The sequence below is a fragment of the Agrobacterium albertimagni AOL15 genome (assembly GCF_000300855.1).
Lineage (GTDB): Bacteria > Pseudomonadota > Alphaproteobacteria > Rhizobiales > Rhizobiaceae > Allorhizobium > Allorhizobium albertimagni.
Genome location: NZ_ALJF01000004.1, coordinates 224,536 through 238,302 on the forward strand (window position 1 = coordinate 224,536; position 13,767 = coordinate 238,302).

The 13,767-nt window shown below is 61.1% G+C and carries 16 protein-coding genes; 9 read left to right on the forward strand and 7 right to left on the reverse strand.

The genetic code is table 11. The features are described from left to right. The first annotated feature begins 38 nt into the window (after positions 1 to 38). Genes QWE_RS05900 through deoA form a run of 7 tightly spaced genes read left to right on the forward strand, consistent with a single transcriptional unit; the run spans position 39 to position 6,933 of the window. On the forward strand, positions 39 to 1,559 hold the full coding sequence (locus QWE_RS05900) for an ABC transporter ATP-binding protein (protein WP_006725180.1): 1,521 nt from the start codon (positions 39 to 41) through the stop codon (positions 1,557 to 1,559). A 7-nt stretch (positions 1,560 to 1,566) separates the two neighbouring features. Then, a complete protein-coding gene (locus QWE_RS05905; protein ID WP_006725181.1) occupies positions 1,567 to 2,670 on the forward strand; it encodes an ABC transporter permease in 1,104 nt (367 codons plus the stop codon). Between the two features lie 10 nt (positions 2,671 to 2,680). Then, the gene (locus tag QWE_RS05910; RefSeq protein WP_006725182.1) at positions 2,681 to 3,652 is read left to right on the forward strand and encodes an ABC transporter permease; all 972 of its coding nucleotides are present in this window, start codon (positions 2,681 to 2,683) and stop codon (positions 3,650 to 3,652) included. A gap of 2 nt (positions 3,653 to 3,654) precedes the next feature. Beyond that, positions 3,655 to 4,047, forward strand: a complete 393-nt coding sequence (locus QWE_RS05915; RefSeq protein WP_006725183.1) for a cytidine deaminase — start codon at positions 3,655 to 3,657, stop codon at positions 4,045 to 4,047. Then, complete coding sequence (locus QWE_RS05920; RefSeq protein WP_006725184.1) at positions 4,044 to 4,850, forward strand: purine-nucleoside phosphorylase; 807 nt, start codon at positions 4,044 to 4,046, stop codon at positions 4,848 to 4,850. The genes QWE_RS05915 and QWE_RS05920 overlap by 4 nt, the downstream gene beginning before the upstream one ends. Then, positions 4,843 to 5,613, forward strand: coding sequence for a deoxyribose-phosphate aldolase (gene deoC, locus QWE_RS05925; protein ID WP_006725185.1), 771 nt, complete (start codon positions 4,843 to 4,845; stop codon positions 5,611 to 5,613). Before QWE_RS05920 ends, deoC begins: the two co-directional genes overlap by 8 nt. A gap of 3 nt (positions 5,614 to 5,616) precedes the next feature. Further along, complete coding sequence (gene deoA, locus QWE_RS05930; RefSeq protein ID WP_006725186.1) at positions 5,617 to 6,933, forward strand: thymidine phosphorylase; 1,317 nt, start codon at positions 5,617 to 5,619, stop codon at positions 6,931 to 6,933. A gap of 6 nt (positions 6,934 to 6,939) precedes the next feature. Here deoA and QWE_RS05935 read toward each other — a convergent pair whose 3' ends face one another. The 7 genes from QWE_RS05935 to QWE_RS05965 form a co-directional block, all read right to left on the reverse strand. Next, on the reverse strand, positions 6,940 to 7,461 hold the full coding sequence (locus QWE_RS05935) for a TIGR02281 family clan AA aspartic protease (protein ID WP_006725187.1): 522 nt from the start codon (positions 7,459 to 7,461) through the stop codon (positions 6,940 to 6,942). Positions 7,462 to 7,584: 123 nt separating this feature from the next. Beyond that, positions 7,585 to 8,214: a uracil phosphoribosyltransferase gene (gene upp, locus QWE_RS05940; RefSeq protein ID WP_006725188.1), complete on the reverse strand. Its 630-nt coding sequence runs from the start codon at positions 8,212 to 8,214 to the stop codon at positions 7,585 to 7,587. A 106-nt stretch (positions 8,215 to 8,320) separates the two neighbouring features. Beyond that, positions 8,321 to 9,289, reverse strand: coding sequence for an adenosine deaminase (locus QWE_RS05945; RefSeq protein WP_006725189.1), 969 nt, complete (start codon positions 9,287 to 9,289; stop codon positions 8,321 to 8,323). Further along, positions 9,286 to 10,506 (reverse strand): phosphopentomutase, encoded by a 1,221-nt coding sequence (locus QWE_RS05950; protein ID WP_006725190.1) that lies wholly within the window; start codon positions 10,504 to 10,506, stop codon positions 9,286 to 9,288. The genes QWE_RS05945 and QWE_RS05950 overlap by 4 nt, the downstream gene beginning before the upstream one ends. Positions 10,507 to 10,596: 90 nt before the next feature. Next, positions 10,597 to 11,178 (reverse strand): TadE/TadG family type IV pilus assembly protein, encoded by a 582-nt coding sequence (locus QWE_RS05955; RefSeq protein ID WP_006725191.1) that lies wholly within the window; start codon positions 11,176 to 11,178, stop codon positions 10,597 to 10,599. Positions 11,179 to 11,216: 38 nt separating this feature from the next. Then, on the reverse strand, positions 11,217 to 11,855 hold the full coding sequence (locus QWE_RS05960) for a TadE/TadG family type IV pilus assembly protein (RefSeq protein WP_006725192.1): 639 nt from the start codon (positions 11,853 to 11,855) through the stop codon (positions 11,217 to 11,219). A 109-nt stretch (positions 11,856 to 11,964) separates the two neighbouring features. Further along, positions 11,965 to 12,336 carry a pilus assembly protein N-terminal domain-containing protein gene (locus QWE_RS05965; RefSeq protein WP_040299653.1) on the reverse strand — a complete coding sequence of 124 codons (372 nt, stop codon included), beginning with the start codon at positions 12,334 to 12,336 and terminating at the stop codon, positions 11,965 to 11,967. Positions 12,337 to 12,838: 502 nt separating this feature from the next. Here QWE_RS05965 and QWE_RS05975 point away from each other — a divergent pair. Further along, positions 12,839 to 13,021, forward strand: coding sequence for a Flp family type IVb pilin (locus QWE_RS05975; RefSeq protein ID WP_006725195.1), 183 nt, complete (start codon positions 12,839 to 12,841; stop codon positions 13,019 to 13,021). Positions 13,022 to 13,159: 138 nt separating this feature from the next. Beyond that, positions 13,160 to 13,672, forward strand: coding sequence for an A24 family peptidase (locus tag QWE_RS05980; protein WP_006725196.1), 513 nt, complete (start codon positions 13,160 to 13,162; stop codon positions 13,670 to 13,672). Positions 13,673 to 13,767: the final 95 nt, after the last annotated feature.

Below are 13,767 nucleotides of genomic sequence, written 5' to 3' on the forward strand. Positions count from 1 at the left end.
GTCGTCCTGCGCCCTTTTTGTATGTCTGGGGGACCGGAATGAATGCAGCGAGCCAGGCACCCGCGATCGAACTGATCGGCATCGACAAGAAGTTCGGTGCGGTGCATGCCAACAAGAATATCAATCTGACGGTCGCCAAGGGCTCGATCCACGGCATCATCGGTGAAAACGGCGCCGGCAAGTCGACACTGATGTCGATCCTCTACGGCTTCTATCAGGCCGATCAGGGATCCATCCAGATCGACGGCAAGCCGATCACGATCAAGGACAGTCAGGCCGCCATCAATTCCGGGATCGGGATGGTGCACCAGCATTTCATGCTGGTCGAGAACTTCACCGTGCTCGAAAACCTGATGCTCGGTGCCGAAGGTGGCGCGCTTCTCGGCAAGGGCACGGATGCGGCCCGCGCGGCGCTGAAGAAGCTGGAGGAAGACTACGAGCTGGACGTGGATCCCGACGCTGTTGTCGAGGAACTGCCGGTTGGCCTGCAGCAGCGCGTCGAGATCCTCAAAGCGCTCTATCGCGGCGCGGAGATCCTGATCCTCGACGAACCGACGGGTGTGCTGACGCCAGCGGAAGCGGATCACCTGTTCAAGATCCTCGGCGTGCTGCGCGATCAGGGCAAGACGGTCATCCTGATCACCCATAAGCTGCGCGAGATCATGGCGATCACCGATACGGTGTCGGTCATGCGCCGCGGCGAAATGGTCGCGACCCGCAAGACGGCCGAAACCACCGTCGAAGAGCTCGCCGAACTGATGGTCGGCCGCCGGGTGCTGCTGCATGTCGAGAAGAAGCCCGCCAATCCGGGCGAGATCTTCCTGTCGGTGCGCAACCTGACGGTCAAGGACAGCCGCGGCGTGGTCATGGTCGACAACGTCTCCTTCGATGTGCGCTCCGGCGAGATCGTCGGGATCGCCGGCGTCGCGGGCAATGGTCAGAGCGAACTTCTCGAAGCGATCACCGGCATTCGCAAGCCGACTGCAGGCGAAATCTGGATCAATGGCCAGAATGTCGCCGGCCTCGACCCGGCGGAACTGCGCGGCATCGGTGTGGCGCATATTCCGGAAGATCGCCACCATATGGGTCTCGTGCTGCCCTTCGAGGAGAGCCAGAACGCCATTCTCGGCTATCATCGAGACGAGCGCTATGGGAAGGGTCCGTTCCTGAACCCCGACCTGATGCGCAAGGCGGCGGTCGAGGAGATCGAGAAATACGATATCCGTCCCCCGAATCCTCGACTGAAGACCGCCAACTTCTCTGGCGGCAACCAGCAGAAGATCGTGGTTGCCCGCGAAATCGAGCGTGACCCGAAGCTCCTGATCGTCGGCCAGCCGACGCGCGGCGTCGACATCGGCGCGATCGAATTCATTCACAAGCGGATCGTCGAGACGCGCGATGCCGGCAAGGCCGTGTTGCTCGTCTCCGTCGAGCTCGACGAGATCCGCTCGCTCTCCGACCGCATTCTGGTGATGTTCGCCGGCAAGGTCGTCGGCGAGAAAACGCCTGACACAGGCGAACAGACACTCGGCCTGATGATGGCCGGCATTGCCGCTTGAGGATTTGATGAGCACTGCATCCGTACCACTTCCGAACTGGATCAATTATGCGCTGCTGCCGCTGATCAACCTCACGCTTGCCTTCCTGGTCTCGGGCCTCGTGGTTTGGATCATCGGGGAAAACCCGTGGGAGGCGCTGAAGCTGATGCTGGAAGGCGCACTCGGCAGCGGTGAAGGCATCGGCTTCACGCTGTTTTATGCCACGAACTTCATCTTTACCGGACTTTCCGTTGCGGTTGCCTATCACGCCGGCCTGTTCAACATTGGCTCGGAAGGCCAGGCCTATCTGGGTGGCCTAGGCGCAGCGCTCGCTGCCCTTGCGCTCGACCATTACGTGCCGTGGTATGTCACCATGCCCTTTGCAATCATGGCGGCCGCCCTGTTTGGTGCGGCCTGGGCTTTCATTCCAGCATGGCTGCAGGCCAAGCGCGGCAGCCATATCGTCATCACGACGATCATGTTCAACTTCATCGGCGCAGCGCTGATGGTCTATCTGCTCGTCAACGTGCTGATCGTGCCGGGTAAGATGGCACCGGAAACCCGCACCTTCCTCGAGGGTGGCCAGCTGCCGAAGCTCGACTGGCTGATTGCAATGTTCGGCGGCAAGCTCGGGCCTGCACCGTTCAACGTGTCCTTCCTCATCGCGCTCGTCATGTGCGTGCTGGTCTGGATCCTGATCTGGCGCACCAAGCTCGGTTTCGAGATGCGCACGCTCGGGATCAGCCGCTCGGCCGCCGCCTATGCCGGCATTCCCTATGTGAAGATCGTCATGATCACCATGCTGATCTCGGGCGGTCTCGCCGGCATGATGGCGCTCAATCCGGTGCTCGGCGCTTCTGCCCGCCTGCAGGTGGAGTTCGTCGCAGGTGCTGGCTTTGTCGGGATCGCCGTGTCGCTGATGGGGCGAAACCATCCGCTCGGCATCGTGCTTGCCGCCATCCTGTTCGGCATTCTCTATCAGGGGGGAGCCTGGCTCTCCTTCGACATGCCGAACATCACCCGCGAGATGATCGTGGTCATCCAGGGTCTGGTGATCCTGTTTGCCGGCGCGCTCGAATTCATGTGCCGCCCGATGATCGTGCGGATCTACCAGACAATGACAAAGGCCTGAGGACGCGACTATGGAATCCTTTGACATGCTCATCAGCATCCTCGGCTCGACGATCCGTCTGTCGATCCCGCTGATCCTGGCTGCCCTTGCCGGTCTCTATTCCGAACGGGCGGGCGTCTTCGATATCGGGCTCGAGGGCAAGATGCTGGCAGCGGCCTTCGCTGCGGCCTGTGTCGCCTATCTCACGGGGTCGGCCTGGCTGGGGCTTATCTCCGGCATCGCCGTCTCGCTGGTGTTCTCGCTGATCCACGGCTTTGCCTCGATCACCAATCGGGGCAACCAGATCGTCTCTGGCGTGGCGCTGAACTTCGTTGCAGCGGGCCTCACCGTCGTGCTCGGCCAGGCCTGGTTCGGCCAGGGCGGACGCACGCCGCAGGTTTCGGGCGAAGGTCGCTTCTCCCCCATCATCCTGCCGGGTGCAGACATGATGCGCGAGGTGCCCTTCATCGGGCCGCTCTATTCGAATGTCATTTCCGGCAACAACATCCTGACCTATATGGCGTTTCTCGCCGTCCCGATCTCTTGGTGGGTGCTCTATCGCACGCGCTTTGGCCTGCGTCTGCGCGCCGTCGGCGAGAACCCGGGTGCCGTGGATACGGCCGGCATCTCGGTCACCTTTCTGCGCTACCGCGCGGTCCTGATGGCCGGCCTGCTCTGCGGCATCGCCGGCACCTATCTCGCGATCGCCCAGTCTGCGGCCTTCATCAAGGATATGTCGGCCGGCAAGGGCTTCATTGCGCTCGCTGCCCTGATCTTCGCCAAGTGGAAGCCGGTGCCGGTGATGTTCGCCTGCCTGCTTTTCGGTTTCCTCGATGCGCTCGCCAACTTCATGCAGGGCAAGTCGATCCCGCTCATCGGCGAAGTGCCGGTCCAGCTCTTCCAGGCCCTGCCCTATATCCTCACCTGCATTCTTCTTGCGGGCTTCATCGGCTCTGCCAACCCGCCGAAGGCCGGTGGCGTTGCATATTCCAAGGAGCGTTGATCATGGCGCATGATCTTTTCGAAGCCGCACGCGACGCGATGAAATTCGCGCATGCGCCCTATTCCAAGTTCCCTGTGGGTGCTGCCATCCGCGCGGACGACGGCAAGATCTACACCGGTGCCAATATCGAGAACCTCTCCTTCCCTCAAGGATGGTGCGCCGAGCCGACAGCAATCGGCTGCATGATCATGGGCGGGGGCAAGAAGATCGTAGAAATGGCTGTCATCGCCGAGAAGTTGGCTCTATGCCCACCCTGTGGCGGTTGCCGGCAGAAGATCTCGGAATTCGCATCCGCCAGTACCAAGATCTATCTCTGTGACGAAGTCGGTGTACAGAAGACCATGACCATGGACGAGCTTCTGCCGCTCAGCTTCAAGACGGACATCCTCGGATGAAGGCGGCCGTCGATCTGCTCGTCGAGCGCCTGAACGGGCTTATGCCGCGCCACGGCATCGTTCTCGGCTCCGGCTTGGGATCTCTGGTGAACGAGGTTCGTGACGCCGTCCGCATCCCCTACTCCGATCTGCCCGGTTTTCCGTTGAGCGGCGTGTCGGGCCATGCCGGCGAGATCGTTGCAGGCTATCTAGGGCGCACGCCCGTGATCATGCTGGCTGGCCGCATGCATTATTACGAACACGGCGACGCGAATGCGATGCGCAAGCCGATTGAAGTGCTGATGGGACTTGGCGTGAAGTCGCTGATCCTGACCAATGCTGCGGGATCGCTGCGCGAAGACATGGCCCCGGGTTCTGTCATGCAGATCACCGATCACATCAACTTCTCCGGCAAGAACCCGCTGATCGGCGAGCCCAGCGACGGGCGCTTTGTCGGCATGACCTCGGCCTATGACGCAGAGCTGCAGGCCGCGATGCGGGCAGCGGCGGAAGCCGAAGGGGTGCCGCTCGCGCAGGGTGTCTATATGTGGTTCTCGGGCCCAAGCTTCGAGACGCCGGCGGAGATCCGCATGGCGCGTATTCTGGGCGCCGATGCCGTCGGCATGTCGACGGTGCCGGAAGTCATTCTCGCCCGTTTCTATGGCCTGAGGGTTGCAGCCGCCTCCGTGATCACCAATTATGGGGCAGGCATGACCGGTGGCGAACTCAGCCACGAAGAAACCAAGGACATGGCGCCGATCGGCGGCAAACGTCTGGCCATCATCCTCAAACGGATGATCGGCGGAGGAAACGACATTGAATAATCAAGAACTGCGCGCCGTGGCCTCACGCGCGCTTGCGCTGCTCGACCTGACCAATCTGAAGGACGACTGCACACCCGACCAGATCGTGACGCTCTGCGAGCGCGCCCAGAGCGCCTTTGGCCCCACGGCTGCAATCTGCATCTGGCCACGCTTTGTCATGCAGGCACGCACCCTGCTCGGCCCCGACAGTCCGATCCGGATTGCAACGGTCGTCAACTTCCCCTCAGGCGACATGAAGACCGAAGACGTGCTGGCCGAAACGCGGGATGCCGTGGCTGACGGCGCCGACGACATCGATCTGGTGATCCCCTACCGGGCGCTGGCGGCTGGTGACGACAAGGCCGTGACCGACATGGTTTCGGCGGTGAAGGGCGCTTGCGGCTCGGCGATCCTGAAGACGATCCTGGAAACGGGCGAACTCAAGGATATCTCGTTGATCCGCCGTGCCTCAGAGCTCTCCATCGCGGCCGGTGCGGATTTCATCAAGACATCGACCGGCAAGGTTGGCACCAATGCGACGCTCGAGGCCGCCGACATCATGCTGCAGGCGATCCGCGACAGCCGCAAGAAAGTTGGTTTCAAGCCGGCCGGCGGCATTTCGACGGTAACGGATGCCGGCCATTATCTCAGGCTCGCCGACACCATCATGGGTGAAGACTGGGTGATGCCGTCGACTTTCCGCTTCGGTGCATCCGGCCTGCTCGACGATATCGTCGCCGTGCTTTCGGGCGAGCAGTCGAGCGCTACTGCATCGGGGTATTGAGCCATGCTTCCCCAGGAAATCATTCGACGCAAGCGTGATGGCGGGACCCTGAGCGCGCAAGAGATTGCCGCCTTCATCAAGGGTCTATCGAAGGAAGCGATTTCCGAGGGGCAGGTCGCGGCCTTTGCCATGGCCGTCTTTTTCAAGGGCATGACGCCAGACGAGATTGTAGCGCTGACGCTTGCCATGCGCGATTCCGGCGACGTGCTCTCCTGGGCAGGCGTCGGGAAGCCGGTCGCCGACAAACACTCGACGGGTGGCGTGGGCGACAATGTCTCACTGATGCTGGCACCGATCGTGGCGGCTTGCGGGCTGGCCGTCCCGATGATTTCGGGCCGCGGCCTCGGCCATACCGGCGGCACCCTCGACAAGCTGCAGTCGATCCCCGGTTACGATGTGATGCCCGACAATGTCACGTTCCGTCGGACGGTGGACCGCGCCGGCTGCGCGATCATCGGCCAGACGGGCGATCTGGCCCCGGCCGACAAGCGGCTCTATGCGATCCGCGACGTGACGGCGACGGTCGAATCCATTCCCCTGATCACCGCCTCCATCCTCTCGAAAAAGCTCGCGGCCGGGCTCGAGAGCCTGGTTCTTGACGTGAAGGTCGGCAACGGCGCCTTCATGGCGAAAGCTGAGGATGCGGAGGCCTTGGCGCGTTCGCTGGTTCGGGTCGCGAACGGTGCGGGTGTGAAGACCACCGCGCTTTTGACCGATATGAACGAGCCGCTTGCCGACTGCGCCGGCAACGCAATCGAAGTGCTGAGCGCCGTGGATTTCCTCAAAGGCCAGAAGAGCGGTACGCGGCTCGAAGAGGTAACGCTCGCGCTCGGTGCCGAGATGCTGGTCAATGCCGGCGTGGAAAGCGATCAGGCGGCTGCTCTTGCCCGTTGCCATCGAGTTCTAGCATCGGGCGAAGCTGCAGAGATCTTCGGCCGCATGGTGTCGGAACTCGGCGGCCCCACTGATTTCATGGACAAGGCGGAAACGTATCGCCCACGGGCCAAGGTTGAGGTCGCCGTTCTTGCCGATGAGGACGGCTATCTTCGGGAGTGCGACACGCGCGGTCTCGGTCTCGCTGTCGTGTCGCTCGGTGGTGGCCGACAGCGCCCCAGCGACAAGATCGATCACGGCGTGGGTCTCTCAGGCTTAAAGCCGCTGGGCACAAAGGTCGCGAAGGGTGAGCCGATCGCCTTCGTGCAGGCGAATGAGGAGGCGACAGCCGCTCAAGCCGCCAAGACCGTGGCGGAGTGCTACCGGATTTCGGAGACGAAGCCGGCTGCGACACCGGTCATTGGCCTCAGGATCGCTGCCGAGTAACGTGCCTCACTGGATCATCCGCAGCGTGCGTTTCTCCGCCGTGTAGGACTTGAGCTTTGTCATGAAACTCATGCCGACAAGCGTGGATGAAAGCGCCTCGTCACCCAGAACGACAGCTTCGACATCACGCACCCGGATGCTGCCGATTTCGACCCGGTCCAGGGTCACGTATGCACCCTTGGTCAAGCCGTTCGCAGTTCTCACCTGATAACGGAAATCGAGCGCTGCCGGGCTGAACCCGAGGCGGCGCGCGGTCGAGACATTGATCGTGACCCTGGAGGCGCCGGTATCGACCATGGCGTCGATCGGCTTGCCATTCATCTTGAATGTCCCCGTGTAGTGGCCGTCGCGCCCCATGGTGAGAACGGTTTGGCCAGACGGAACAGAGGCGGCAGGCTTGCTTGCGACCGCGGCGGGTTCGGCCGTCTCGCGTTCATCCAGCATGGCCTGAACCTTCTCCGCGATCGTCGGCCATTGGCTAGCGGACAATGCGAGCATCATGACTGTGAACAGCGTGCGAGCGAACATCTGTTGTCCCCGTTAGCGAGGCCGGATCGTAGCAGCGGATCAAAAAAAGTTGGATAAGCCGTGACGCGAAACGGCCCGAAACCGAGGTTTCGGGCCGTCAAAGCTTTCGATCTGGTTAAGAAATCACTTCGTTCCGTACATCCGGTCGCCGGCATCGCCGAGGCCGGGCATGATGTAGCCCTTCTCGTTCAGATGGCTGTCGATCGATGCGGTGAAGATCGGTACGTCAGGATGGGCGGCGTGGAAGTTCTTGATGCCTTCGGGGGCAGCCAGCAGGCAGAGGAAACGAATGTTCTTCGCGCCACGCTCCTTCAGCTTTTCGATGGCGGCGATCGAGGAATTGCCGGTTGCGAGCATGGGGTCAACGACGATGATCAGGCGCTCCGACAGGGCATCGGGTGCCTTGAAGTAGTATTCGACGGCCTGGAGCGTCTCGTGATCGCGATAGACGCCGACATGGGCCACACGGGCAGCCGGCACCAGTTCCAGCATGCCTTCGAGCAGGCCGTTGCCGGCGCGCAGGATCGAGGCGAAGACCAGCTTCTTGCCCTCAAGGATCGGTGACTGCATCTCGGTAAGCGGCGTCTCGATCGTCTCCATGGTCAGCTCGAGATCGCGGGTCACCTCGTAGCAGAGGAGCGTGGAGATTTCGCGCAGCAGCCGACGGAAGCTCGAGGTCGACGTTTCCTTGCGGCGCATGATCGTCAGCTTGTGCTGCACGAGGGGGTGATCGATGACTGTTACGCCGTCCATGGTCGAGCCTTCTTTTCTTGTTTTCTGAGGTGCTTCTATTTTCACGTTCTCTTGGACGCCCGCAAGAGCGATGCCGCTTTTTGGGCGGTCTTCAACAGTTGCGGTGTCACAACCGGGCGAGAAGCCGCGCTCGCGTCTCTTCGTCGACGAAAGCGGCCTCGATGGCTGTGCGCGTCATGCCGTCGATCTCGGCATCCGTGAAGCCGAATTCGCTCGAGGCCCAGTCGTATTCCTGGGCGAGTGAGGTGCCGAAGAAGGGCGGGTCGTCGGAATTGATGCAGACCTTGACGCCGGCTTCATGGAACTTCCTCAGCGGATGGCTGGCGAAATCGGGGAAGACCTTGAGCGCAATGTTGGAGCCGGGGCAGACTTCGAGCACGGTGCCGAGATCGACGAGGCGGCGGACAAGCTCGGGATCCTCGATGGCGCGGACACCGTGGCCGATACGCGCAGGCTTCACGAGATCGAGGGCATCGGTGACGCTGAAGGCACCGCAGACCTCGCCGGCATGGATGGTGAGGCCGAGGCCGGCCTCGCGGGCAATATCGAAGGCGCGGGCGTAATCCGCGACGCGGCCCATGCGCTCCTCGCCGGCCATGTTGAACCCCGTCACCAGCGGATTGTTGCTGCGGGCGGCATATTCGGCGGCGGCAATGACGCTCTCGGGGCCAAAATGGCGTTCACCGGTGACGATGATGCGTGCTTCGATGCCGGTCGCGGCCTTGGCGGCCTCGATGCCGGCGGTGATGCCGGAGAGATAGGTGTCAGCGCCGAGGCCGATGCGGTCGCCATGATCGGGCGAGACGATGATCTCGCTGTAGATAGTATCGACGGCTGCGAGCTCACGGAGATAGGTCTCGGTCAGGAGGGCATAGTCCTCTTCCGTGCGAAAGAGGGCCGCCACACGGTCATAGGCCTTGATGAATTCGGCGAAATCATTCCAGGCATAGGTGCCGTCGCGCATGAAGGTCGCGGGGTCGACGCCATATTTCTCGGCCTGGGCGAGCGCCAGCGCCGGCGGCGCCGCACCTTCGATATGACAGTGCAGTTCGGCCTTCTTCATTTGTCTCGTCACAGGAAGCTCCGTCCGTGGCGGCCGGGAGCGATCCCCAGATGCGCCGCGATGGTTTCGCCGATATCGGCATAGGTGTTGCGGACACCGATGTTGCGCGAGCGCACACCGGGGCCAAAGCACATGATAGGCACGCGCTCGCGGGTATGGTCGGTGCCGCGCCAGGTCGGATCGCAGCCGTGATCGGCCGTCATCAGAACCATGTCGCCGGGCTTGAGCTTGCGGTGAACTTCCGGCAGGCGGCGGTCGAAGGCTTCGAGCGCTGCGGCATAACCCGGCACGTCGCGTCGATGGCCGAAGAGCATGTCGAAATCGACGAAATTGGTGAAGACGAGATCGCCGTCTTCTGCCTCGTCCATGACCTTCAGCGTCGCATCCATCAGCGCCATGTTGCCATTGGCTTTGATGACACGGGAGACACCCTGATGGGCGAAGATATCGCCGATCTTGCCAACGGCATGCACCTTGCGACCGGCCTCGACGAGGCGGTCGAGCAGGGTCGGCTCCGGCGGAAGTACGGAATAGTCGCGGCGGTTGCCGGTGCGTTCGAAGGTCTGGACAGTTTCGCCGATGAAAGGACGGGCGATAACGCGGCCGATGTTCAAGGGATCAAGAAGCTTTCGGACGATCTGGCAGAGTTCGAGCAGGCGTTCGAGGCCGAAATGGACCTCGTGGGCGGCGATCTGGAAGACGGAATCGCTCGAGGTGTAGCAGATTGGATTGCCGGTGCGGATATGCTCCTCGCCGAAGCGGGCGATCACCTCTGTGCCGGATGCATGACAATTGCCGAGGATGCCCGGCAGGTTCGCTTCGCGACAGATCGCTTCCACCAGATCTTGAGGGAAAGCTTCTTCGCCCTCCGGAAAATAGCCCCAGTCGAACATCACGGGCGTGCCGGCGATTTCCCAGTGGCCGGAGGGCGTGTCCTTGCCGTGCGAGACTTCGCTTGCGGCGCCATGAAGTCCAAAAACGCGCTCGGGGATCGGCATGGCGTCAGGCGCCTTGCCGCTGGCGAGCCTGGCGGCCTCAATCAGGCCGAGTGCGGACATGTTCGGCAGGACCAGCGGCCCCTGCCGCAACCCCTTGCGGTTGCCGGCGCCAGCCGCACAGAACTCGGCGATATGGCCGAGCGTATCAGAGCCATCATCACCATAGCCGGGCGCATCGGGAGCGCCGCCGATGCCGAAGGAATCGAGAACGAAAAGGAAAGCACGTGCCATGTGAACACCACGGCCGGGTCTGGTTTGTTGTTCTGCCGGCCTTTGACCGCATCCTTAGCGCCTGGACGAAGGCTTGGCAAACGCCTCAGATCAGCAGTTGCCGCATTTGACTTCGGTGCCAAGACGCTGCCGGAAGAAGTATTCCCGCGCGATGGTGAGGCTCTTGGCTTCGGTGCCAGACAGGCCCGGGAGATACATCATCAACTCGTGGCTGACGCTGAGTTCGCTGCGAATAAGAAACGTATCGGCGACGAGCATGTCGGCGGGCACGGGAGCATCCGTGCCGACCGCATAGGGCGCCACACCCGTGGTTGACCAGGACCAGGCGACTTTCGCCGCCTTCGAGGAGTCGATCTTGATCGCGCTGACCTTGATCAGCAGATCCTTCGACGGATAGGGCACGAAGATTGCGCCGGACACATCCGCCATGGCAGCAAGGAAGGTTTTGTCGACCTCTTCCTCTCGCGAGACCAGATCCGCAATCGTGCTGCTCGCCATCGAGGTCTTCTTGGCAACGCTCAGGCCCATGGTGAGCTCGAATGCCATCAGATAGAGCACGATCAACATCGGGGCGACGAGCGCGAACTCGACTCCACCAACGCCCTGTCTGTCGCCAATCAGGCGCCTCCAGGTGCCGACAAGGCCGAGATAGCCCTGCTGAAGGCTCGTCACTCTTCGTCTCAGCGCGGATTTATCTCTGCCGCTCACGGTCATGGATATTTCTCGTTCTGGAAGGCGGTGGTGGCGACGATCAGGAAGTCTGACGGCAGGGACCCATCCGAGGGCCTGATGGTCGTGATGTAGGGACGGACGAGATCGGTGATCACCTGCCAGCGATAATAGGCGCGCAGCATGTTGACCGTATTTGGTCCTCCCGGCGTGAATTTGAAGCTCGTCGGATCGATGTCGGCGAAATTGGCCGTCGAGACACGCGGGATGGTTTTCGGAATATCCGAAAACTTGGTGAAGGCTCGGGCGTCGATATAGAGCTTGCTCGGAGTGGCGATTTCCGCCTCCGAGCATTGAATCATGATGTTCACCTCGTCACAGAACGCCTTGCGGAACTTGGTGACATCCATGTCCGTGGCAGGGCGGTTGAGTTGATAGGTGATCTGACCGGTGCGGATCTGCCGGCCCAGCGTGTTGACCGCATTGGTCACCAGCTGCTCGGCAGCGAAAGCGACGAAGGTTTCGATGATCGCGAAGACGATAAGGAAATAAGGTACAGCGAGGATCGCGAATTCGATCGCTGCGGCGCCGTCCTTCGATCGCGCAAGCTTGCGCCACAGCCGGAAGCGTGGTCTGCGGCGTTCAATCCGATGCTCTCGATCGATATCCTGGCTGGTCATAGCCTTCTTCATCCTCAAAGCTCAGGAGAAGCTACGGGCCAAATATTGATTTTCCGTTTCCCGAATATTTACACTTTGCCATGCCGGATAAACGCAAAAATCGAGAGTATTACGGCGTAGCGCCCGTCTTGGCATGCTCTTCGCAGTTCGGCGTGCAAGAGAGCACTGTTCGCGCGGTGGACTTGAACACCCGCACAGTGCTGGCCTCGTCGATAGATACGAGGATGCGTTCGTCGACGATGGCATTGCCGTCGGCATCCAGCAGGACCAGGTTCGTCGTGCCATAGGAACGGCCTGTCAGGACGATGGTGCGTGCGTCGGCCACGGTCGCATCGGCAACTTCGGCATTGCCGACGATCACCTTGCTCACCGGGCGATCCAGCTTCAGCACCCGTGCGCTGTTCATATAGACGCGCAGGATGCCTTCATCTTGCGCCTGCACAACGGTTGCTGGCGAGACCATGGCCAGGACCAGGGCCATGGCGGCTGCAGCAGCAAGAAGACGATCGGACATGAACGTGCCTTTGAATACGCGCGTGAGGATGTTGCGGGCAGCATGCCGGCTTTTGGTGAATGAAGGGTTAAGTGCAATTCCGCAGCCTCAGGCAGAGCAGCTGTTCGGCTCGGTTATCAAAATTTGCGTCAGGCTTGAGCTGCCCGTTGGCCGAATGTGTGCCATTCAGGCGCAGCCGGAGAGGCCGATGCGTTAACATTTGCCCGCAACGGTGAGGGCCGCACGGTGCCGGACCCGACACGAGAGCGGAGAAGCTCCCGCCAACGCGCTGTTTTGGCTGAGATCTGCAGCATCTTATCGGTCGAAGCCAGTATTCATTTACCACACCGCAGGCTTGCGCCGTTTCACGATGCGGTAACCGTCTTTCTTAAGCCGATGGCAATAGGGCGCCGCTTAGGTTGGCGACATCCGAGCAACGGCAAACAGTTGCCGGCAGTGCTGATCAACCTCGCGGAGTAGGAGAAATAACATGACCAAGCTTTTCGCACGTTTCGTCAAGGACGAGTCCGGCGCAACCGCAATCGAATACGGCCTCATCGCCGCCCTCATCTCGGTCGCCCTGATCACCGGCGCGACGACCCTCGGCGGCGCTCTGAACGACACGTTCCAGAACATCTCCACCCAGATGGAAGGTGCCCGCGACGCCAACTAAGAGTGGCGTAACCACCTGTTTGAAGGCCGCCTATCCAGGCGGCCTTTTCGCATTTGCGGCCTGTCCAGAAGCAGACAAGGCGTCGTTTCCGGAATCTCAATACAAGTCCTTTAAAGAGGCTGACGAGGAGTAGCGACCATGTATTCAGCGATCGTCTTTATCGTCCTGCCAGCCTGTCTGGTTCTGGCAGCGCTCACCGATTTCCTCGAGATGACGATCCCGAACTGGATCTCTCTCCTGCTCATCGGCGCTTTTGTGCTGATCGCACCCTTTAGTGGATTGTCCCTAGTCGAATTCGGCTGGCATCTCGCGGCTGCCCTGCTGGTGTTCCTCGGATGCTTCGCTCTTTTCGCACTCAATGTCATGGGCGGTGGCGATGCCAAGCTGTTGACGGCTGCCGCACTCTGGTTCGGCTTCAACACCTCGCTCTTCGAGTTTCTCGTCTACACGGGATATCTCGGCGGTCTGCTGACCATCGTGGTGATGCTCCTGCGGGCCAACTGGGACAAGCTCGCCACCGTTGGCGTTCGACTTCCGCAAACCCTCATGGTCGCCAAGAAGATCCCTTACGCCATTGCGATCGGCGGAGCAGGCCTGCTGGCCTATCCGAGTTCTCCTCTTGTTGTTGCCGCCATTCAGAAAGCGCTGTGACGAGGACTGAAGAAACCTTCCGTTAACTACGAATGTAAGTCGCTTATTAACCATAAGTACACCAATTCCTGATCAACCTTGGCGCTAGAATCTAT